Source organism: Bradyrhizobium sp. R2.2-H, from assembly GCF_004346455.1.
Classification (GTDB): domain Bacteria; phylum Pseudomonadota; class Alphaproteobacteria; order Rhizobiales; family Xanthobacteraceae; genus Bradyrhizobium; species Bradyrhizobium diversitatis.
The window spans coordinates 200,984-221,852 of the sequence record NZ_SMBR01000007.1; the positions used below are offsets into that span (position 1 = coordinate 200,984).

Annotated in this window: 17 protein-coding genes; 6 read left to right on the forward strand and 11 right to left on the reverse strand. The window is 65.9% G+C overall.

Features of this window, described 5'->3' with window-relative positions:
• Positions 1 to 80: 80 nt before the first annotated feature.
• The 5 genes from EDE08_RS19670 (at position 81) to EDE08_RS19690 (ending at position 9,199) form a co-directional block, all read left to right on the forward strand.
• Entirely contained in the window at positions 81 to 803 is a 723-nt protein-coding gene (locus tag EDE08_RS19670; protein ID WP_061879945.1) for a nucleotidyltransferase family protein, read from the forward strand.
• A gap of 210 nt (positions 804 to 1,013) precedes the next feature.
• Positions 1,014 to 4,157, forward strand: coding sequence for a double-strand break repair protein AddB (gene addB, locus EDE08_RS19675; protein ID WP_131870484.1), 3,144 nt, complete (start codon positions 1,014 to 1,016; stop codon positions 4,155 to 4,157).
• Positions 4,151 to 7,660: a double-strand break repair helicase AddA gene (addA, locus tag EDE08_RS19680; RefSeq protein ID WP_165936048.1), complete on the forward strand. Its 3,510-nt coding sequence runs from the start codon at positions 4,151 to 4,153 to the stop codon at positions 7,658 to 7,660. The genes addB and addA overlap by 7 nt, the downstream gene beginning before the upstream one ends.
• A 70-nt stretch (positions 7,661 to 7,730) precedes the next feature.
• On the forward strand, positions 7,731 to 8,051 hold the full coding sequence (gene trxA, locus EDE08_RS19685; RefSeq protein ID WP_008540017.1) for a thioredoxin: 321 nt from the start codon (positions 7,731 to 7,733) through the stop codon (positions 8,049 to 8,051).
• 140 nt (positions 8,052 to 8,191) lie between these two features.
• Complete coding sequence (locus EDE08_RS19690; protein WP_131870680.1) at positions 8,192 to 9,199, forward strand: ATP-dependent DNA ligase; 1,008 nt, start codon at positions 8,192 to 8,194, stop codon at positions 9,197 to 9,199.
• Between the two features lie 118 nt (positions 9,200 to 9,317).
• On the opposite strand, the gene EDE08_RS19695 is transcribed toward EDE08_RS19690, so the two are convergent.
• From EDE08_RS19695 to trpA, 4 genes are all read right to left on the reverse strand, one after another.
• Positions 9,318 to 10,058 carry a metallophosphoesterase family protein gene (locus tag EDE08_RS19695; protein ID WP_165936063.1) on the reverse strand — a complete coding sequence of 247 codons (741 nt, stop codon included), beginning with the start codon at positions 10,056 to 10,058 and terminating at the stop codon, positions 9,318 to 9,320.
• A 143-nt stretch (positions 10,059 to 10,201) separates the two neighbouring features.
• Positions 10,202 to 11,545 (reverse strand): bifunctional folylpolyglutamate synthase/dihydrofolate synthase, encoded by a 1,344-nt coding sequence (locus tag EDE08_RS19700; RefSeq protein ID WP_131870496.1) that lies wholly within the window; start codon positions 11,543 to 11,545, stop codon positions 10,202 to 10,204.
• Positions 11,542 to 12,483 (reverse strand): acetyl-CoA carboxylase, carboxyltransferase subunit beta, encoded by a 942-nt coding sequence (accD, locus tag EDE08_RS19705; RefSeq protein ID WP_028176465.1) that lies wholly within the window; start codon positions 12,481 to 12,483, stop codon positions 11,542 to 11,544. The genes EDE08_RS19700 and accD overlap by 4 nt, the downstream gene beginning before the upstream one ends.
• A 172-nt stretch (positions 12,484 to 12,655) precedes the next feature.
• Positions 12,656 to 13,492, reverse strand: a complete 837-nt coding sequence (gene trpA, locus EDE08_RS19710) for a tryptophan synthase subunit alpha (RefSeq protein ID WP_131870498.1) — start codon at positions 13,490 to 13,492, stop codon at positions 12,656 to 12,658.
• Between the two features lie 72 nt (positions 13,493 to 13,564).
• Here trpA and EDE08_RS19715 point away from each other — a divergent pair, with 72 nt between their 5' ends.
• Positions 13,565 to 13,909: an endonuclease domain-containing protein gene (locus EDE08_RS19715; protein ID WP_131870499.1), complete on the forward strand. Its 345-nt coding sequence runs from the start codon at positions 13,565 to 13,567 to the stop codon at positions 13,907 to 13,909.
• A 79-nt stretch (positions 13,910 to 13,988) separates the two neighbouring features.
• Here the strand turns inward: EDE08_RS19715 and trpB are convergent, their stop codons facing one another.
• The 7 genes from trpB to cmk all read right to left on the reverse strand — a co-directional run bounded on the left by trpB (position 13,989) and on the right by cmk (position 20,868).
• Entirely contained in the window at positions 13,989 to 15,203 is a 1,215-nt protein-coding gene (gene trpB, locus EDE08_RS19720; RefSeq protein ID WP_131870501.1) for a tryptophan synthase subunit beta, read from the reverse strand.
• Complete coding sequence (locus tag EDE08_RS19725) at positions 15,200 to 15,871, reverse strand: phosphoribosylanthranilate isomerase (RefSeq protein WP_131870502.1); 672 nt, start codon at positions 15,869 to 15,871, stop codon at positions 15,200 to 15,202. The genes trpB and EDE08_RS19725 overlap by 4 nt, the downstream gene beginning before the upstream one ends.
• 66 nt (positions 15,872 to 15,937) lie before the next feature.
• Complete coding sequence (locus EDE08_RS19730; RefSeq protein WP_131870504.1) at positions 15,938 to 16,330, reverse strand: lipopolysaccharide assembly protein LapA domain-containing protein; 393 nt, start codon at positions 16,328 to 16,330, stop codon at positions 15,938 to 15,940.
• Positions 16,331 to 16,412: 82 nt separating this feature from the next.
• Positions 16,413 to 16,718: an integration host factor subunit beta gene (locus tag EDE08_RS19735; protein ID WP_008539997.1), complete on the reverse strand. Its 306-nt coding sequence runs from the start codon at positions 16,716 to 16,718 to the stop codon at positions 16,413 to 16,415.
• A 171-nt stretch (positions 16,719 to 16,889) separates the two neighbouring features.
• Positions 16,890 to 17,870: a signal peptide peptidase SppA gene (sppA, locus tag EDE08_RS19740; RefSeq protein ID WP_131870506.1), complete on the reverse strand. Its 981-nt coding sequence runs from the start codon at positions 17,868 to 17,870 to the stop codon at positions 16,890 to 16,892.
• Positions 17,871 to 18,254: 384 nt separating this feature from the next.
• A complete protein-coding gene (rpsA, locus tag EDE08_RS19745) occupies positions 18,255 to 19,961 on the reverse strand; it encodes a 30S ribosomal protein S1 (RefSeq protein WP_165936049.1) in 1,707 nt (568 codons plus the stop codon).
• A gap of 268 nt (positions 19,962 to 20,229) precedes the next feature.
• Positions 20,230 to 20,868, reverse strand: coding sequence for a (d)CMP kinase (cmk, locus tag EDE08_RS19750; RefSeq protein WP_131870510.1), 639 nt, complete (start codon positions 20,866 to 20,868; stop codon positions 20,230 to 20,232).
• Position 20,869 lies beyond the last annotated feature (1 nt).

Consider the following 20,869-nt stretch of genomic DNA (forward strand, 5'->3'; position numbering starts at 1 on the left):
AAGGCGGTCGAGATGCAATGCGGCTGATCGGGCCTCGTGGTACGATTGTTGCGAACGCGAAAGGTCTGAGAAAGCGAAGGATGCCCGTCAAACCGACCAAAGCCATGGTGCTCGCCGCAGGGTTTGGCCTGCGCATGCGCCCCCTGACGGACACGATGCCGAAGCCGATGGTGCCGGTAGCCGGGCAGCCGCTGCTCGATCACGTGCTCGACAAGCTCGGCCGGGCCGGCGTGACCGAGGCAGTGGTCAACGTGCACTACCTGCCCGACCAGATCATCAATCACGTCGCTTCGCGCCAGCATCCGCGCGTGACCATCTCCGACGAGCGCGACCAGGTGCTCGGCACCGGCGGCGGCGTGGTCAAGGCGCTGCCGCTGCTCGGCGACGCGCCGTTCTTCCACGTCAATTCCGACACGCTGTGGATCGATGGCGTACGCTCGAACCTGACGCGGCTCGCTGAAAATTTCGACCCTGATCGCATGGATATCCTGCTGCTGATGGCGCCGACAGCAACCAGCATCGGCTATGGCGGCCGCGGCGATTACGGCATGCTGCCCGATGGCGCCCTGCGCAAGCGCAAGGAAAAGGAGGTCGTCCCGTTCGTCTATGCCGGCGCGGCGATCATGTCGCCGTCGATCTTCGAAGGCGCCCCGAAGGGCGAGTTCTCTTTGACCAGGATGTTCGATCGCGCCAACGAGCAGGAGCGGCTGTTCGGCCTGCGGCTTGACGGTGTCTGGATGCATGTCGGCACGCCCGATGCCGTTCACGCCGCGGAAGAGGCGTTTCTGGAGAGCGTGGCGTAGGGCCACGCTGTCGTGCCCCGCGAAGGCAGGGCATCCAGTACGCCGCGGCCTCTCGGGTCAAACTCCATCGCCTCTGGAATACTGGATCATCCGCCTTCGCGGATGATGACACCTGTCCAGCCTGGCGAACAACGGGGAAGACCTCGCTCCCGCGCATGACCATTCGACCCCATCTCCCTATATTGCCCTGATTCTCGAATCAGGCGGCTCATGCGCGTTTTCAGTGTTCCCATCTCAGTTCCGTTTCTGCGCACGGTCGTCACGGCCCTGCTCGACGGCCGGCTGGTCGAGGGGTTCGAGGCCCGCAAGGAACCGGCGCGGCTGGCCGACGCCACGCTGTACCTGCCGACCAGGCGTGCGATGCGCGTCGTGCGTGAGATCTTTCTCGATGAAATGAAAGCGGACGCGGTCGTGCTGCCGCGCATCGTCGCGCTCGGCGACATCGACGAGGACGAACTCGCTTTTGCCGGCGAGAGCGAGCAGTTTTCCGGTGCAGCGCCGCTCGACATTCCGCCGCGACTGGGCGAGCTCGAACGGCGGCTGACGCTGGCGCAGCTCGTCGCCGCCTGGGCCAAGGGCCCGGTGCTGTCACCGCTGGTGGTCGGCGGGCCGGCCTCGACGCTGGCGCTTGCATCCGATCTCGCTCGCCTGATCGACGACATGGTCACGCGCGGCGTGGACTGGAGCGCGCTCGATGGACTGGTGCCCGACCAGCTCGACCGCTATTGGCAGCACTCGCTCGAATTCCTGCGCATCGCGCGCATCGCCTGGCCCAATCATCTCGCGGAGATCAACCGGATCGAGCCGGCCGCACGGCGCGATCTCCTGATCGCGGCGGAAGCCAAACGGCTGACCACGCATCCGAACGGGCCGGTGATCGCGGCGGGGTCGACCGGCTCGATGCCAGCCACCGCGAAGTTCTTGCACGCGGTCGCGTCGCTGCCGCATGGCGCGGTGGTGCTGCCAGGCCTCGACACCGATCTCGACGACGCCTGGCGCACCATCGGCGGCGTGCGCGACTCTCTCGGCAAGTTCGTGGAGCATCCGGCCTCGAACCATCCGCAATATGCCATGCACGCGCTGCTGGATCGCTTCGGCATCAAGCGCAGCGATGTCGACATTCTTCGGCTCCCAGCGGAAGACGGCCGCGATCTGCTCGCGTCCGAATCGATGCGACCGTCCGCCAGGACGGAAGTCTGGCATGACCGCCTGAAGCAGCCTGACGTCGCTGCGAAGATCGCCGGCGGCATGAAGAACCTCGCGGTCGTCGAAGCCCCCAATCCTGAAATGGAGGCGCTCGCGATCGCCATTGCGATGCGCGAGGCGCGGCATCTCGACAAGTCGGCGGCGCTGGTAACGCCCGACCGCGCGCTGGCGCGGCGGGTGATGGCGGCGCTGACCCGATGGGACCTCGCCTTCGACGATTCCGGCGGCGATGTGCTGATGGAAACATCCGCCGGCACTTTCGCGCGTCTCGCGGCAGAGGCAGCGACAAAGGGGCTGGAGCCGCCGACATTGCTGGCGATGCTGAAACATCCGCTATGCCGGCTCGGCCGCGCACCCGGCGCGTGGAAGAAGGCAATCGAAGGCCTCGAGCTCGCAGTCCTGCGCGGCACGCGCCCGCCGGCGGCCACCGCAGGCCTGTTGCGCGAATTTAACCGTTTCCGCGAGGAACTGGCGAAGCTCTGGCGCCGCGAGGTCTCCGCGCTGCACCGCGCCGAGCCGCGGGCGCGTCTCAAGACGGAGGATCTCGATCGCATCCAAATTCTGATCGATGCCCTGCAAAAGGCATTGGCGCCAATCGAGAGCCTGCCGCCCGCGAAACCATATGACTTCGCCGAGCTCGCGCATCGGCATCGCGAGATCCTGATCGAGCTGTCGCGCGACGAGCAGGGCGTCCCGCTCGCCTTCGAGGATCGCGATGGTCTCGCGCTTGCCAGCGCCTTTGACGATCTCCTGCGCAGCGGCACGGCCAGCGGGCTGATGGTGCCGCTGCCCGACTATCCCGACGTCTTCCAGACGGCGTTCGGCGATCGCGCGGTGCGGCGGCGCGACAGGCCCGGCGCCCGCTTGCAGATCTACGGTCCGCTGGAATCGCGGCTGATGCAGGCCGACCGCATCATCGTGGGCGGGCTGATCGAAGGCGTCTGGCCGCCGGCGCCGCGCATCGATCCCTGGCTCAGCCGGCCGATGCGGCACGAGCTCGGGCTCGACCTGCCGGAGCGCCGCATCGGCCTCTCCGCCCATGACTTCGCGCAGCTGCTCGGCGGCGACGAGGTGATCCTCACCCATTCCGCCAAGGCCGGCGGCGCGCCGGCGGTCGCCTCGCGCTTCCTGCACCGGCTGGAGGCGGTCGCGGGCGATGATCTCTGGAGCGCGGCTATCCGTGCCGGCGAGAAATATGTGCAGTTTGCGGCCGCCCTGGACCAGCCCGACGAGGTCAGACCGATCAAGCAGCCGGAGCCTCGGCCGCCGCGCGCAATGCGGCCGCTCAAGATGTCCGTCACCGAAATCGAAGACTGGCTGCGCGATCCCTACACGATCTACGCCAAACGCATCCTGCGGCTCGATGCGCTCGATCCCGTCGACATGCCGCTCTCGGCCGCCGACCGCGGTTCGGCGATTCACGATGCGCTCGGCGAGTTCACCGAGACATATGCCGCACATCTGCCCGACGATCCCGCGCGCGTGCTGCGTGCGATCGGCGAGAAACATTTTGCGCCGCTGATGGAGCGCCCCGAGGCGCGGGCGCTGTGGTGGCCACGCTTCCAGCGTATCGCGCGCTGGTTCGGCGAATGGGAGACGGCGCGGCGCGACGCGATCGAGGTCATCACGGCCGAGACCCGGGGCGAGATCACGATCCCGCTCGACAATGCGCGCATTTTCCATCTTGCCGCGCGCGCAGACCGCATCGAGCGCCGCCAGGGCGGCAGCTACGCCATTCTCGACTACAAGACCGGGCAGCCGCCGACCGGCAAGCAGGTCCGCATGGGCCTGTCGCCGCAGCTCACGCTGGAAGCCGCGATTCTGCGCGAGGGCGGCTTCCCTGATATCGACGCCGGCTCCTCCGTGAGCCAGCTCGTCTATGTCCGCCTCAGCGGCAACAATCCACCGGGCGAGGAGCGCATCCTGGAGCTCAAGTTCAAGCAAGGCGACGAGCCGCAACCGCCGGACACCGCGGCGGCCGAGGCGCGGGCCAAGCTGGAAGCGCTGATCCGCGCCTTCGAGGACGAGAACCAGGCCTACACCTCGCTGAACCTGCCGATGTGGGCGAACCGCTACGGCACCTATGACGATCTCGCCCGGATCAAGGAATGGTCCGCCGCCGGAGGATTGGGGATCGAGGAATGGTGAAGGCGCCGCGGCCCATCCCCGACGAGGTGCGCGCGCGGCAGGCGCGTGCATCGGATCCCACCGCATCGGCCTTCGTCTCGGCCAATGCCGGCTCGGGCAAGACCCATGTGCTGGTGCAGCGCGTGATCCGCCTGTTGCTGTCGGGCGTGCCGCCGGAAAAGATCCTCTGCATCACCTTCACCAAGGCCGCCGCGGCCAACATGGCCGAGCGCGTGTTCACCACGCTCGGGCATTGGGTGACGCTCGATGACACCGCGCTCGATGCCGCGATCCGCGCCGTCGGCATCCCGCATCCGAGCGCGAAGCTGCGGCGCGAGGCACGGAAGCTGTTCGCCTGCGCGCTGGAGACCCCGGGCGGGCTGAAGGTGCAGACCATCCATGCGCTGTGCACCCGCCTGCTGCAGCAGTTTCCGTTCGAGGCCAACGTGCCGGCGCGCTTTGCCGTGATCGACGAGCGCGACCAGACCGACATGATGGAGCGCGCCAATCTGAAGGTGCTGCTGGAGGCAGCGCGCGCCCCCGAGAGCGTGACCGGACGCGCGCTCCTGACCGCCATGGCGAGCGCCGCCGATGTCACCTTCAAGGAGGTCGTGCGCGAGGCGTGCCTCAGTCGCGATCACTTCATGGCCTGGACCGACGAGGCCGGCAACGCGGAAGCCGCAGCGGCGCAGATGGCTGCGGTGCTCGGCGCTGACGCGAGCGACCGCATCGAGGACGTCGAGACGGAGATTCTCGACGGCCCGTTCCTGCCGCGCTCGCGCTGGGACGACATCGCCTTCGCGCTGGAGGACGGCAGCAAGTCGGACAATGACCAGGCCGGGCGGCTGCGCGCGGCAAAGGCTTTTTCCGGCGGCGACCAGGTCGATGCTTATCTGTCCGTCTTCCTCACCGACGACAAGCTACCGCGCAAGGCGGTGCTGACCAAGAAATTCTGCGATCACAACCCATCCGTTGCCCGCCTGTTCGAGGCCGAGGCGCAGCGTCTTGCAGGGCTGATCGAAAAGCGCCGCGCCGTCACGGTTCGCGACCGCACCGCCGCCCTGCTGCACATCGCGACCGCCGCCGCCGCGAACTACCGCCGCGAGAAGCAGGAGCGCGGGCTGCTCGATTATGACGACCTCATCGACAAGACGCTGGCGATGCTAGATCGCGTCGCCTCGGGCTGGGTGCATTACAAGCTCGACCGTGGCGTCGACCACGTGCTGATCGACGAAGCCCAGGACACGAGCCCCCGGCAGTGGGACATCGTCGCGCACATCATCTCCGAATTCACCGCCGGCGAAGGCGCGCGCGAGGGGCTGAACCGCACCATCTTCGCGGTCGGCGACGAGAAGCAGTCGATCTTCTCGTTCCAGGGCGCAGCGCCCCACGAGTTCGATGCGCGCCGGCGCGAGCTGCATCGCAAGTTCACCGCGGCCGGGCTGAAGTTCGACCCGGTCGCCTTCACCTATTCGTTCCGCTCGGGCGCGACGATCCTGCATTCGGTCGACCACGTCTTCCGCGATCCCGCGATCTACAAGAGCATCCATTCGGTCGAGATCGGCCATCCCCTGCACAACGCGCTTGCCGATGCCGGGCCGAGCGTGATCGAACTGTGGGACCTCGCCGAGGCAGACGACAGGCAGGACATCGAAGGCTGGCGCGCGCCGTTCGACGGCGTCGCCGTCACCAGCCCGGAGGTGAAGCTTGCCCGCCGCATCCAGGCCGAGATCAAGCGGCTGGTCGAGAGCGGCACGCTGACGGGGCACGAGGGCGAGCGCCGCCCCATGCGCTATGGCGACATGCTGATCCTGGTGCGGCGGCGCGGCAACGCCTTCGACGCCGTGATCCAGGCGCTGAAGCACGCCAATATCCCGGTCGCCGGCGCCGACCGCCTCAAGCTCACCGAGCATATCGCCATCATCGATTTGATGAACCTTGCCGACGCGCTGCTGCTGCCGCAGGACGATCTCGCGCTCGCGGTGGCGCTGAAGAGCCCGCTGTTCGGGCTCGATGACGATGACCTGTTTCAGCTGGCCCATGACCGCAAGGGATCGCTGCGCCGCGCGCTCGCCGAGCATGCGGCTGGAAGCGAAAAGTTCGCCGCGGCATTGCGGCGCCTGGAAGCCTGCGAGATTCGTGCGCACGAGGAGACGCCGTTCGCGTTTTACGCATGGCTGCTGGGCGGTGATGGCGGGCGGGCGCGCATCCTGCGCCGGCTCGGCCATGAGGCGAACGACGCGCTCGACGAATTTTTGGAGCTCGCGCTGAACTATGAGCGCAAGGCACCGGCCTCGCTGCAGGGCTTCATGGCCTGGCTGCGTTCGGCCGACACCGAGGTGAAGCGCGACATGGAGATCTCGCGCGACGAGGTGCGGGTGATGACCGTGCACGGCGCCAAGGGGCTCGAGGCGTCCGTCGTGTTCATGGTCGACACGACATCGTCGCCTGCGGACTCGCAGCGGGTTCGGCTGATTCACGTGCCGCGCGGCAACGGCGGCGAGGTGGTGGTCTGGGCCGGCCGCAAGGCGGATGATCCGAGGCCGGTTGCCGAGGCGCGCAAGGCGATGCTCGAGGAGACCGAGGACGAGTATCGCCGCCTGCTCTACGTCGCGATGACGCGGGCGGCCGACCGGCTGATCGTCGGCGGCTGCATGCCCGGCAACATGAGGACGGTCCGCAAGCTGAGCTGGTACGACCTCGTCGACACCGGGCTCAAAGGCTCGGGCCTGGACAAGCAGATCATCGAGACGCCGCTCGGCAAGGTGACCCGGTTCGCCCGGCCGGAGGATGTCGCGGCGCTGGGCACGCCGGCCGCGACCCGGGACCAATCGGTCGTGCTGCCGGACTGGCTGCGGACGCCGGCGCCGTGCGAGCCCATCGACGACGATCCCGTGCGCCCCTCGGGCCAGTCTGCCGACGAGGGCCGCAGCGTGCGGACCGGCGAATCGATCCAGTCGCGGGCTCTGGCGCTGCAACGCGGCACGCTGGTGCACCGTCTGCTGCAATCCCTGCCCGACATCGCCATGGAGCGCCGGCGCGAGGCGGCGCTGGGCTTCATGGCACGCAATGCCTCGGACTGGCCGGAGGCCGACCGCATTGCGCTGGTCGATAAGGTGCTCGCCTTGATCACAGAACCGCGTTTCGCGCCGGTCTTTGCCGCCGGAAGCCGCGCGGAGGTTGCCATCGCCGGGCGGCTGGAGCGAGCGGGCCGCACCCCGGCGCTGGTGTCGGGGCAGATCGACCGGCTGGTGGTTCGCCCCGAGGAGGTCCTGATCGTCGATTTCAAGACCAACCAGGCGGCCCCCAGAAGCCCCGCAGAGGCGCCTGCAGCCTATGTCCGCCAGCTTGCGCTGTACCGGGCGGTGCTGGCGCGGCTTTATCCCCGAAAGCCCGTCAGGGCCGTCCTGCTCTGGACGGAGGCCCTTGAATATATGGAGATTTCGGCCCCCGCGCTGGACGCGGCGCTGGCATCCCTTCATCTCGGTGTGAGCGTCCTTGACCCGGCAAGGACCCGTTCATAGGTTGGCCACATGATCCCGGGCGCGATTCCAGGTCGCGCCGATTCTCTTTCAACCGAGTGAGGTACTCCCAATGGCCGTTAGCAAGGTTTCCGACGCCGATTTCGAAGCCGAAGTGCTTAAGGCGAACGGCCCCGTGGTCGTCGATTTCTGGGCCGAATGGTGCGGGCCCTGCCGCATGATCGCGCCCGCCCTCGACGAGATCGCCGGCGCGATGGGCGACAAGGTCAAGATCGTGAAGCTCAACGTCGACGAGAGCCCGAAGACCGCCTCCAAGTATGGCGTGATGTCGATCCCGACCCTGATGATCTTCAAGGGCGGCGAGATGGCCTCGCGCCAGGTCGGCGCGGCGCCCAAGGCGAAGCTGCAGCAGTGGATCACCTCCGCGGTCTGATCCGCCTCGAAGATTATTTTCGAAACGGCCGGCCAAAGCCGGCCGTTTTGCGTTGATGGGACGTGTTCAGCGTATGACGAGTCTCGCCCTTGCCGACCCCGCCCCCAAAGCGTGCGCGAAGACCGAGCTCTCTCGTTGCGATGGAGGCGCGCTCGGTCGATGAGATCCCGCGCGGCAAGGAGTGGCAATATGAGCCGAAATGGGATGGCTTTCGCTGCCTGCTCTCGCGGAATGGCGATGATGTCGACCTGCGCTCGAAGTCGGGCGAAGACCTCGCACGCTATTTTCCGGAAGTCGTCGCCGCAGCCTTGAGGCTGAAGGCGGACCACTTCACGCTCGATGGCGAGCTCGTCGTGCCGCAGGGCAAGAGCTTTTCCTTCGACGCGCTGCTGCAACGGATCCATCCGGCCGCGAGCCGCGTGAAGAAGCTCTCGGTGGAGACACCGTCGCTCTACCTCGCCTTTGATCTGCTGGCGACATCCGGACAGAAGAGCCTGGCTGGGAAGACGTTGCGCGAGCGGCGGCCGGCGCTGGAGGCTTTCGCGAAAGCCAACATCAAGAACAGTCTGTTCCGCCTCTCGCCGGCGACGCCGAGTTACGCCACGGCCAGGAAATGGCTCGCGCAATCCGGCGGCGGCTCGGATGGCGTCATCGCCAAGCGCGTCGACCTGCCTTATCAGGCGGGCAATCGCGACGGCATGCAGAAGATCAAGAAATTCCGCAGCGCCGATTGCGTGGTCGGCGGCTTCCGCTACGCCACCAACGAGATCGCCGGCTGCAAGGTGGTCGGCTCGCTGCTGCTCGGACTCTACGACGATAACGGCCTGCTGCACCATGTCGGCTTCACCTCGGCCATCAAGGCGGAGGAGAAGCCCGACCTGACCGACCGGCTGGAGGCGCTGATCGGCGAGCCCGGCTTCACCGGGAACGCACCGGGCGGGCCGAGCCGCTGGTCGACCGAACGCTCGGCGAAATGGTGTCCACTGAAGCCGAAGCTCGTCGTCGAAGTCTGCTACGACCATTTCAGCGGCGAGCGCTTCCGCCACGGCACCTCGATCCTGCGCTGGCGCCCCGACAAGGCGCCGCGGCAATGCCGCTTCGAGCAGCTGAAGCAGAAGGTGGCGGATCCCATGAAGCTATTGAAGTAAGCGGCGCTCGTGCCCCGGACGCAGCGCAGCGCCTCTTCAGCGATGCGCTGCAGAGCCGGCGCCCATGTCGCGGCATTCTGGGTCCCTGCTCTGCGTCGCGTCCGGGACACGAGCGTGACTACCCGATCCACCCCGTCGCAAGCGCGTTCGCAAGCTCCGGCTGACCATTGCGACGCGCCAGCGCAGCCATGGCCTCGTGATCGTATGCGACGTGACGGAACGTCACCTGCCAACCGCTATCAGCGATTTCGAGGATCGCGTAGCGCGCGTGGGGGCTGCCCGCCTCAACGACATGCGGGAATGGATGCTTGTCGCGATAACCAGGGCTGCCGACACTGCCGGGATTGACGATCAGCCGGCCGTCGCGCAAGCGCACGGCGCGGGCGAGATGGGTATGGGCGCAGAGGATCAGCGACTGCGTGATCCCTTGCGCGAATTGCTCGATGCGATCGAGCGGCGACAGTGCGACCGTGCCGTCGGGATGCACGGTGTCGAGCCAATAGACTTCATCGTTGCCGGGCGTCGCGTGGCAAAGAAACACCCGCTCACGGAAGACGCGCGTCATGGGATGCCCGCGCAGCCAGTCGAGCTGCGCGGCATCGAGCTGTGCGTGGGCGGGCCGGTCCCACGAGCCCATCTTCTCCGGCGGACGGTCGAGCAGATAGCGGTCGTGATTTCCGAGCACATGCACGGCATCGAGCCTCATCAGGATCTCGATCGTGCGGCGCGCATCGAGCGGGCCGCTCAGCATGTCGCCGAGATTGACGATGTCGGAGATGCCGTGCGCGCGGATGTCGGCAAGCACGGCCTCCAGCGCGAGGTAATTTCCGTGGACGTCGGCGATCGCGGCGAAACGCATCGGCATTTCTCTCTCGTTCCCCGGACGCAGCGCAGCGCCTCTTCAGCGGTGCGCTGCGTCCGGGGCCCATGTTGCGGCATTCTGGGTCCCGGCTCTGCGGCTCATCGCTTGCGCGATGCGCCTTGTCCGGGACACAAGACCGTCTATGCAGGAGGCGTGCCGTTGATCGCCAGCACGTGGCCGGCGAGATACAGCGAGCCTGATATCAGGATGCGCGGCGGCACGTCGTAGGCGAGCTTCGCCAAGGCGCGCAGCGCGGCTTCGACGCCGGAAACGGTTTCGACGCGCATGCCGAGACTGCGTGCGGCATCCGCGAGGCGATCGACCGGCATTGCGTTCTCGGTGTCGGGAATCGGCACCGCGATGATATGGCGGGTGAGGCCGGCGAAATTGGCGAGGAATCCCTGCGCGTCCTTGTTGGCCATCATGCCCGCGATCACCACCAGCGGCCGCGACACCCGCTCCTCGAGATCGCCGAGCGCCGCAGCAGCGACACGCCCGCCCTCCGCATTGTGGCCGCCGTCGAGCCAGATCTCGGAGCCCTGCGGACCCCAGGACAGCAGTTCGCCCGAGGTGAGGCGCTGCATCCGCGCCGGCCATTCGGCACCGACAATGCCGGCTTCGAACGCGGCGTGATTGACCTTGATGGCTGGAAGCGCACGCAGCGTCGCGATCGCAAGCCCGGCATTGGCGAATTGGTGGCGGCCGAACAGACGCGGCGCCGGAAGATCCATCAAGCCGCGATCGTCGGAATAGACCAGACGCCCGCGCTCGACATTGACGTGCCAGCTCTCGTTCGCGGCAAACAGCGGCGCACGCATGCGTTTGGCCTGTGCTTCGATCACGGCCATCGCCTCCGGCATTTGCTCGGCGCAAATCACGGGCACGCCGTGCTTGATGATCGCGGCCTTCTCACCGGCAATCGACGTCAGCGTATCGCCGAGGAAATCCATGTGGTCCATGCTGACAGGCGTGATCACGCAGGCCGCCGGCGCATCGACCACGTTGGTCGAATCGAGCCGGCCGCCGAGGCCGACTTCGAGCAGCACCACCTCGGCCGGGTTCTGCGCGAACAGGTGAAACGCGGCAGCCGTCTTCAGCTCGAACACGGTCGCCGGCTCGCCGGCATTGACGCGCTCGACCTCTTCCAGCGCGGCGCGCAACTCGTCGTCACCGACGAGCCCGCCGCCGCCCGCACGGCCGAGCCGGAAGCATTCGTTGATACGGACGAGATAGGGCGAGGTATAGGCGTGGACCCGCAAGCCCGCAGCTTCCAGCGTCGCGCGCAGATAAGCCAGCGTCGAACCCTTGCCGTTGGTGCCGGCGATGTGGATTACCGGCGCAAGCTTGCGTTCGGGGTGGCCGAGCCGTTCGAGCAGGCGGTGCATCCGCTCGAGCCCGAGATCGATGCGCTTCTGATGCAGAGCCGACAGCCGCCCGATCAATTCGACGAGCGGAGTCTTTGCACTGTCAGAGGAGGCGTTCACGCGTGGGGCGCAGCCGGCGCCGTCTCGGCCGCCGATACGATCTGCGCCGGGCTCGCGACCGGCTGCACTGATTTCGATACGCCTTCCAGCGCCGGCGCCTTGGTCAGCAGTCGGCAGAGCCGCGCCAGCGTCGGGCGCAACTCGTGGCGATGCACGACCATGTCGACCATGCCGTGCTCCTTGAGGTACTCGGCGCGCTGGAAACCTTCCGGCAGCTTCTCGCGAATGGTCTGCTCGATCACGCGCGCGCCGGCGAAGCCGATCAGCGCACCGGGCTCGGCGATCTGCACGTCGCCCAGCATCGCATAGGACGCGGTGACGCCACCGGTGGTCGGATTGGTCAGCACGACGATGTAGGGCAGTTTTGCCTCGCGCAGCATCTGCACCGCGACCGTGGTGCGCGGCATCTGCATCAGCGACAGGATGCCCTCCTGCATGCGCGCACCGCCCGAGGCGGCGAACACGATGAACGGCGACTTCTTCTCGACCGCGAGCTCCATCCCGCGCACGATGGCCTCGCCCGCGGCCATGCCGAGCGAGCCGCCCATGAAGTCGAAATCCTGCACGGCGACGACGACGGCGGAGCCTTCGAGCTTGCCGTAGCCGACCTTGATCGCGTCATTCAGATTGGTGCGCGCCCGCGCATCCTTGATGCGGTCGACATATTTCTTCTCGTCGCGGAACTTGAGCGGATCGGGCGTGACCTCGGGCAGCGCGACGTCGAACCAAGTCTCGTTGTCGAAGATCGACTTCAGACGCGCCACCGCGCCCATGCGCATGTGGTAGTTCGAGCCGGGAATGACGAACTGGTTGGCCTCGACGTCCTTGTAGAACACCAGCTGTCCGGAATCCGGGCACTTGATCCACAGGTTCTCCGGCGTCTCCCGCCGCAGCATGTTGCGGATCTTCGGCCGGACCACATTGGTAAGCCAGTTCATGGTTTGCTCCGATGTGCGACCCCGCTTCGCGGATCGCCTGAAGGATATATGGCGGCCCGGCCTCTGCCCGGCAAGCCGCCGTCTCGCCCGCGTTAGAGCATGATCCGGAAAAGTGTGAAGCAGTTTTCCGACCAGATCATGCTCAACTAAAGAGCTACAGCGGAATTATGGCCTATTCCGCCGCCTGTTGTGCGCCCTTGACGCCCTGGGCCAGGGCGGCCGTCAATTCCGCGACGGCGTTAACGGTTTTGGCGGTCGCCCGCCCTTCCGCGTCGAGGCTGTTCTTGAGCGCATCCACCAGCGCGGTGCCGACCACCGAACCATCGGCCTTCTCGGCAATGGCGCGCGCAGCCTCCGGCGTGCGGATGCCAAAACCAACGCAGATCGGCAGCTTGGTATGCCGCTTGATGCGCGCGACCGCTTCCCCGACGACATTTGCGTCGGCCGCCGCAGCACCGGTGATGCCAGCGATGGAGACGTAATAGACAAAGCCCGACGTGTTCGCGAGCACCGCGGGCAGACGCTTGTCGTCGGTGGTCGGGGTTGCGAGGCGAATGAAATTCAGGCCGGCCTTCAGCGCGGGAATGCAGAGCTCGTCGTCTTCCTCCGGCGGCAGGTCGACGATGATCAGGCCGTCAACGCCCGCGCTCTTGGCGTCCGCCAGGAACTTGTCGACGCCGTAGATGTAGATCGGATTGTAATAGCCCATCAGCACCAGCGGCGTGACGTTGTCGTCCTTGCGGAAGGCGCGCACCAGTTCGAGCGTCTTCTTCAAGGTCATGCCCGCCTTGAGAGCGCGCAGGCCTGCAGCCTGGATCGACGGACCATCGGCCATCGGATCGGTGAAGGGAATGCCGAGTTCAATGACGTCGGCGCCTGCCTTGGGCAGCGCCTTGACGATATTGAGCGACGTCGTGATATCAGGGTCGCCAGCCATCACATAAGTGACGAAGGCCGAGCGGCCCTGCTTCTTCAGCTCGGCAAAACGGGTGTCGATACGCGTGGTCATGATCCGGCCGCCGCTGTGCTATACCTCTCCCCTCCGGGGAGAGGTCGGCTGCGAAGCAGCCGGGTGAGGGGGATGGAGAGGTTCAAGTCCAGAGCGCGAAGGCTCCGCGAGTCGCAGACGAGTGCCGAAGCGAAGCTTTGGCAGGCGCTGCGCAACCGGCAGCTTGCCCGCTGGAAGTTTCGTCGCCAGCATCCGGTCGATCGGTATGTCGTCGATTTCGTGACGCTGGACGGGAAGCTCATCATTGAAGTCGACGGGGTCACACATTCCAGCCCGTCCGAGATCGAACGCGACGAAGCAAGGACCAAGGTGCTTGAGGCCTGCGGTTTCCTCGTCATTCGGGTCTCGAACACGGATGTGTACGAGAATCTCGAGGGCGTGCTTGAGCTCATCCAGACATCACTAAGGTTCGAGTGAGCGGAGAGACCCCTCACCCGGCTGCTACGCAGCCGACCTCTCCCCGACGGGGAGAGGTGCAGAGAGAGCGACGCCCGCCTCACTTCTTGTCCTTCAGGATGTCGCCGACTTGCGGGACGTCCTTGTCGCCGCGGCCGGAGAGATTGACGACCATCAGGTGATCTTTTGCGCGCTTCGGCGCGAGCTCCATCACCTTGGCGATGGCGTGCGCGGGTTCCAGCGCGGGAATGATGCCTTCGAGCTTCGACAGCAGCTGGAACGCTGCGAGCGCCTCGTCGTCGGTGGCGGAGAGATAGTTCACGCGGCCGACCTCGTGCAGCCAGGAATGCTCGGGCCCGATGCCGGGATAGTCGAGGCCGGCCGAGATCGAATGCGCGTCCTGGATCTGGCCGTCCGCATCCATCAGGAGGTAGGTGCGGTTGCCGTGCAGCACGCCGGGACGGCCGCCCGCAATCGAGGCCGCATGCAGTTGCGTCAGCCCATGGCCTGCGGCTTCCACGCCGAAGATCTCGACCGTGGGATCATCGAGGAAAGGATGGAACAGGCCCATCGCGTTCGAGCCGCCGCCGATGCAGGCGACCAGCGAATCCGGTAGGCGTCCCTCGACCTCCTGCATCTGCGCCCTGGTCTCGTTGCCGATGATCGACTGGAAGTCGCGCACCAGCGTCGGATAGGGATGCGGACCCGCGACCGTACCGATGCAATAGAATGTGTTGTGCACGTTGGTGACCCAGTCGCGCAGCGCCTCGTTCATGGCGTCCTTGAGCGTGCGCGTGCCCGACTGCACCGGCATCACCTTCGCGCCCAGCATCTCCATGCGGATGACATTGGGCTGCTGACGCTCGACGTCGACGGCGCCCATATAGACCACGCATTCCAGGCCAAAGCGCGCGCACAGCGTCGCAGTGGCGACGCCGTGCTGGCCGGCGCCGGTCTCGGCGATGATGCGCTTCTTGCCCATGCGCCGCGCCAGCATGATCTGGCCGAGCACGTTGTTCACCTTGTGCGAACCGGTGTGGTTCAGCTCTTCGCGCTTCAGGTAGATCTTGGCGCCGCCGAGATGCTCGGTCAGGCGTTCGGCGAAATAGAGCGGCGAAGGCCGGCCGACATAGTTCTTGAGGTAGCCGTTCATCTCGGCCTGGAACGCCGGATCGTCCTTGGCGGCGGTGTAGGCCTTTTCCAGGTCGAGGATCAGCGGCATCAGGGTTTCGGCGACGAAGCGGCCGCCGAAGATGCCGAAATGGCCGCGCTCGTCGGGGCCGCTGCGGTAGGAATTGGGTTTGGCGACGGTCATCGAACACTCAACTCTTGGCTTGTATCTTGGCTGGCGCGCGCGGCGCGAATGAAGGCCTTGATCATTTCAGGGTCCTTGACGCCGGGGGCACTCTCGACACCGGAGGACACGTCGACGCCGCCGGCGCGGGTGACGCGGAGGGCCTCGGTGACGTTGTCGGCGTGAAGCCCGCCCGAGACCATGTAGGGCAGTTTCAGATCGAGATTTTCCAGCAGGTGCCAGTCGAAGGGCTCCCCCAGACCGCCGGGCCGCGTCGCATCCTTCGGTGCGCGGGCGTCGAACAAAATGCTGTCGGCGACTGCGGCGTAGCCCGGCAGCGCGGCGAGATCGGCCGCTGTCGCGACCGGCACCGCCTTCATCACGGGGCGGCCGAAGCGCTGCTTGATGTCGCGCAGCCGCGCCACGCTCTCCTTGCCATGGAGCTGGAAGATGTCCGGCGACAGCGCATCCATGATGTTGTCGAGCGTGGCGTCGTCGGCATCGACCGTGAGCGCGACCTTGAGCGCGCGCTGCTTCGCCTGGCGGCCCAGCTCGCGCCCGGCCTCCAGGGAGAGATGTCGCGGCGACGGCGGAAAGAACACGAATCCCACCATGTCGGCACCGGCGTCGAGCGCCGTTTGAAGCGTCTCCCGCGTGGACAGGCCGCAGATTTTGACGAGCAGGGACATGATCTCAAAGCAGATGGAGGCCGCTGGTCCGCGGCCGGAAAACGGGGCTTTCGGTCGGGGCCGCTTCTACAACGTCGCGCGCTGCTTGTCTCGCCCGACGGGCCCGTACAGGCCCACCCCGGAGGGAGAGGGAAGGCGCTGGGGCTCGGGCCTGGCCGCAGCCGCCTGGGCCCGAAGATCGGCCAGTTCGGCCCTGGCGGTCCGGGCCTCCGCGTCATTCCGGCGCGCCGCGCGCCGCCAGCGCCGCTGGCCGAACCAGACGGCTGAGCCGCCGACCACGACGCCCAACGCAGCCACCAGGATCAGGAGCAGGAACAGCGGCAACGTCAGCGACAGCGACGGGTCGTCGGAAATGAAGGGATCGAAGGAGACCGTGACGAAGTGCCGGTTGGCGACGGCGAACGCGACCAGGATCACGCCCAGCGGAAGCACGATCAGCGCGGTCAGGAACTTTCGCATCTGGCTTCGCTCGCCTTGAATCAAGCTTGCGGCCGCACGCTGTGCGACCGCGAAAAACCCTAAAGCGCGATCACATCGCGCCTTAGTCTGCCGCGCCGGGATCCGGATGGTCGCGGTTCAGCCGCTCGCGCATTTCCTTGCCGGTCTTGAAGAACGGAACGCTCTTCTGGTCGACGGGCACGTGGGCGCCGGTGCGTGGATTACGCCCTGCGCGTGCAGGGCGGTGCTTGACCGAGAAGGCACCGAAGCCGCGCAACTCGACGCGATCACCGCGCGCAAGCGCCGCTACGATCTCTTCGAGAATCGCATTCACAATGTTCTCGACATCCCGCTGGTACAGATGCGGGTTGTGCTCGGCGATACGCTGAACAAGTTCGGATTTGATCATCGAGAGATAGGACCCGGGAGCGTGCGGATGACCATTTCCGTGAAAATACCGTGATCTGTCAAGACGCTAAATCAAGGCTGGGCATCGCGAAAATACGTGACAAATGCCGAAAAAGCGTGCTGCGCCGGCACTCGCAGGGCGAGAAAACCTCGCGAAACTCGCCTGTTCCAGTCAGTTTGATGCGGCCGGTTGCCACAAGGCCAGCATGCCATCCATTCCGAGCCGGTCGACCGCCTGCGCGACGCCGGTTTGGCCGATCTGATGCGCAATCGAGCTCAAACCGAGCGCTTCCAGCGTCACGGCGGCCGCCGTCTTGAGGAAAGTCAGATCGCCAAAGCGCGGCTGAAGCTTGTAGTCGCGGACTGGAAGCCCCTTCTTGACGCCCTTGTGCTCGACCAGCCAGGTCACCGCCGTCTTCTCGTCGCCGATCTGGTCGATCAGCTTGAGATCGATCGCCTGGCGCCCGGTGAAGACACGGCCATCGGCGACTTTTTCGAGCTGCGTGTCATCCATGCCACGCCGTTCCTTCACCATCCCCTTGAACCAGGCGTAGGAATCCTTGACCAGCGCATCGAGCGCGGCCCGCGCCTCGGGACTGGTCGGCTCAAAACCGTTGGGTGCCGCCTTCAGCGGCGAGGACTTCACCTCCTCGACCTTGACGCCGATGGTCTTCAGCAGCTCGGAGACGTTGGGGTACTGGAACAGCACGCCGATCGAGCCGACCAGCGAGCTCTGCTGGGCGACGATGTGGTCGCTCGCGATCGCCGTGATGTAGCCGCCCGATGCGGCGAGACCCTCGACGACGACCACCAGCGGCTTCTTCGCCTTCAGGCGGGTGAGCGAGTCGTAGAGCTGCTCGGAGCCGGCCGTGGTGCCGCCCGGCGAGTTGATGTGAACGATGACGGCGGCGGCGGCCGAATTCTCCAGCCGCTCCAGCGCCTGGGTGCGCTCGGAATCGCTGCGGATCAACCCATCGATATGCACGCGCGCGATCGAGCCGACGGATGCGAAGCTGCCGCGCGCCCCGGGTGTCGCGATCAGCGCGAAGCTCGCGATCGCCGCGATCGCGATCAGCGCGGCCATCACACGCCAGAACGTCAGCTTGCGGCGGATCCTGCGGCGATCGACGATGATGTCCGAATCGAGCGACATCGGAATATCTCCAAATGAAAGGCTGGGCGCGTTGTGCCGTCACAGCGTGACCATTGGCTTATCTGGATACATCAATTGCGGCGCAATTTGAAGAAAACAAGGCCTGGTGAGGGGCGAGCAAGCCGCCGCAGACTCAGTCGTCATCCCCGCGAAGGCGGGGATCCATAAGCACAGGGAAAAGTTGTCGCGCGAGCTGGCAACCGCGAATCTTCGCCAAACTCGATCCGGTGGTTATGGGTCCCTGATCTGCGCTCTGCTCCAGACAACGCTGCGCGTTGTCCAGAGCTGCGCTTGGCAGGGACGACAGCGGAGTATGAGACGCCAAAAATAAAAAAAGCCCCGGCTCGCGCCGGGGCCTTGATGTCAGCGAAACGTACGATTCGCTTACTTGCTGTCGCGGTTCTTGAGCGCGGTGCCCAGAATGTCGCCGAGCGTCGCGCCCGAATCGGAAGAGCCGTACTGCGCGATGGCTTCCTTCTCCTCGGCGACTTCGAGCGCCTTGATCGACACCTGGACCTTGCGGGCCTTCTTGTCGAACTGGATCACGCGGGCATCGACCTTCTCGCCGACGGCGAAGCGTTCGGCACGTTGGTCGTTGCGGTCACGCGCGAGCTCGGAGCGCTTGATGAAGGTCGAGAAGTCGGTCCCGGCGATCTTCACCTCGATACCGCTCTCCTTCACTTCGAGCACTTCGCAGGTCACGACCGCGCCCTTCTTGACATCGCCCGGCTCGGCGAAGGGGTCGCCTTCGAGCTGCTTGATGCCAAGCGAGATGCGCTCCTTCTCGACGTCAACGTCGAGCACCACGGCCTTCACCATGTCGCCCTTCTTGTAGTTGTCGATCACCTGCTCGCCCGGAAGCTTCCAGTCGAGGTCGGAGAGGTGGACCATGCCGTCGACGTCGCCCTCGAGACCCAGGAACAGACCGAACTCGGTCTTGTTCTTGACCTCGCCCTCGACCACCGAACCGGTCGGGTGAGCTTCGACGAAGACCTCCCAGGGGTTGCGCATGGTCTGCTTGAGGCCGAGCGAGATGCGGCGCTTGACGGAATCGACTTCCAGCACCTGCACGTCGACTTCCTGCGAGGTCGACACGATCTTGCCGGGGTGCATGTTCTTCTTGGTCCACGACATCTCGGAGACGTGGATCAGGCCTTCGATGCCCGGCTCGAGCTCGACGAACGCACCGTAGTCGGTGATGTTGGTGACGCGGCCGGTGAAGCGGGCACCCAGCGGGTACTTGGCTTCGATGCCCTGCCACGGATCGTCCAGCAGCTGCTTCATGCCCAGCGAGATGCGGTGCGTCTCGTGGTTGATCTTGATGATCTTGACCTTCACGGTCTGGCCGATCGAGAGCACCTCGGTCGGGTGGTTGACGCGGCGCCACGCGATATCGGTGACGTGCAGCAGGCCGTCGATGCCGCCGAGATCGACGAACGCACCGTAATCGGTGATGTTCTTGACCACGCCGTCGATGACCTGACCCTCTTCAAGGTTCTGCACCAGCTCCTGACGCTGCTCGGCGCGGGTCTCTTCCAGCACCGTGCGGCGGGAGACGACGATGTTGCCGCGGCGGCGGTCCATCTTCAGGATCTGGAACGGCTGCGAGTTGTTCATCAGCGGCGCAACGTCGCGGATCGGGCGGATGTCGACCTGCGAGCGCGGCAGGAACGCCACGGCACCGTCGAGGTCGACCGTGAAGCCGCCCTTGACCTGGTTGAAGATGACGCCGTTGACCTTCTCGTTGTTCTGGAACGCCTTCTCGAGCTTGCCCCAGCTCTCTTCGCGGCGCGCCTTGTCGCGGGACAGCACGGCTTCGCCGAGCGCGTTTTCGATGCGATCGAGGAACACTTCCACCTCGTCGCCGACCTTGAGGTCGCTTTCACGGCCGGGGCCGGAAAACTCGCGCAGCGCGACGCGGCCCTCGGTCTTCAGGCCGACGTCGATGACGGCCATGTCCTTTTCAATTGCAACCACCTTGCCCTTGATGACGGAGCTTTCCTGCAGGTTGCCGCCTGCGAAGGACTCGTCGAGCATCGCGGCGAAATCGTCACGCGAAGGGCTATAGGTATCAGCAGAAGTCGAAGCCATTTGTTCTCCAGTTGCGGAAGTCTTGCCGGCCGTTGGGTTCATAGGCGCATCGCACGCGCAGTGTCGGAAGGTCCGCAAAAACCTTCGAGCGACCGCTCGCTACCCCGGCTCGGCGCCGGAATAGCGGAAACGGGCCGGCAGAGGCCCGCGCGTTCGATACGTGGAATCTTTGTCCGGAGCCTGGATTGCGCCGGCCCCGAAACGAGGGGACCGAAGTATCGACATCAAAAAGGCGGGAGCGGGCGCTTCCTCCAATGACGGCTGCGGCTTAGCCCCGCGACCGGCCCGCTCGGACGGCCTCGATAATGTCGATGGCGGCCCGGACGCCGCCTTCTATATCCAGTTGGGAGTTATCTAGCAAGTAAGCATCCGGGGCGGGCTTTAAAGGCGCAATCGGCCGGTTCTTGTCGCGTTCGTCGCGCTGGATGATGTCGGCGAGCACGGCGGCCTCGTCGGCCTCCTCGCCCCTCGCCCTCGCCTCCATGGTGCGGCGGCGGGCGCGAACCTTGGGGTCGGCGACGACGAAGATCTTCACGTCGGCATGCGGGCAGATCACGGTTCCAATGTCCCGGCCGTCCAGCACCGCCCCGGGCGGATCGGCGGCGAATTGCCGCTGGAAGTTGACCAGGACCTCGCGGACCCTGGGGATCGCCGAGACGATCGAGGCGCCCTCGCCGGCCTTCTGGGTCTTCAGCGCGGGATTGCCGAACTTTTCGGGGTCGAGCTCCAGTGCGGCCTGCACCGCAGCCGCCTCGTCGCGAAGATCGTGGCCGGACTCCATGAGAGAATAGGCCACCGCGCGGTAGATCACGCCGGTATCCAAGTGGCGATAGCCGTAATGGTGGGCGAGACGCTTGCCGAGCGTCCCCTTGCCCGAGGCCGCCGGCCCGTCGATGGCGATGATCATA

Bases quoted from the DNA above. Each gene is read 5' to 3' on its own strand.
- EDE08_RS19670 (WP_061879945.1), top strand. From the start codon at position 81: ATGCCCGTCAAACCGACCAAAGCCATGGTGCTCGCCGCAGGGTTTGGC.
- addB (WP_131870484.1), top strand. From the start codon at position 1,014: ATGCGCGTTTTCAGTGTTCCCATCTCAGTTCCGTTTCTGCGCACGGTC.
- addA (WP_165936048.1), top strand. From the start codon at position 4,151: ATGGTGAAGGCGCCGCGGCCCATCCCCGACGAGGTGCGCGCGCGGCAG.
- trxA (WP_008540017.1), top strand. From the start codon at position 7,731: ATGGCCGTTAGCAAGGTTTCCGACGCCGATTTCGAAGCCGAAGTGCTT.
- EDE08_RS19690 (WP_131870680.1), top strand. From the start codon at position 8,192: ATGGAGGCGCGCTCGGTCGATGAGATCCCGCGCGGCAAGGAGTGGCAA.
- EDE08_RS19695 (WP_165936063.1), bottom strand. From the start codon at position 10,058: ATGCGTTTCGCCGCGATCGCCGACGTCCACGGAAATTACCTCGCGCTG.
- accD (WP_028176465.1), bottom strand. From the start codon at position 12,483: ATGAACTGGCTTACCAATGTGGTCCGGCCGAAGATCCGCAACATGCTG.
- trpA (WP_131870498.1), bottom strand. From the start codon at position 13,492: ATGACCACGCGTATCGACACCCGTTTTGCCGAGCTGAAGAAGCAGGGC.
- EDE08_RS19715 (WP_131870499.1), top strand. From the start codon at position 13,565: ATGGAGAGGTTCAAGTCCAGAGCGCGAAGGCTCCGCGAGTCGCAGACG.
- trpB (WP_131870501.1), bottom strand. From the start codon at position 15,203: ATGACCGTCGCCAAACCCAATTCCTACCGCAGCGGCCCCGACGAGCGC.
- EDE08_RS19725 (WP_131870502.1), bottom strand. From the start codon at position 15,871: ATGTCCCTGCTCGTCAAAATCTGCGGCCTGTCCACGCGGGAGACGCTT.
- EDE08_RS19730 (WP_131870504.1), bottom strand. From the start codon at position 16,330: ATGCGAAAGTTCCTGACCGCGCTGATCGTGCTTCCGCTGGGCGTGATC.
- EDE08_RS19735 (WP_008539997.1), bottom strand. From the start codon at position 16,718: ATGATCAAATCCGAACTTGTTCAGCGTATCGCCGAGCACAACCCGCAT.
- sppA (WP_131870506.1), bottom strand. From the start codon at position 17,870: ATGTCGCTCGATTCGGACATCATCGTCGATCGCCGCAGGATCCGCCGC.
- rpsA (WP_165936049.1), bottom strand. From the start codon at position 19,961: ATGGCTTCGACTTCTGCTGATACCTATAGCCCTTCGCGTGACGATTTC.
- cmk (WP_131870510.1), bottom strand. From the start codon at position 20,868: ATGATCATCGCCATCGACGGGCCGGCGGCCTCGGGCAAGGGGACGCTC.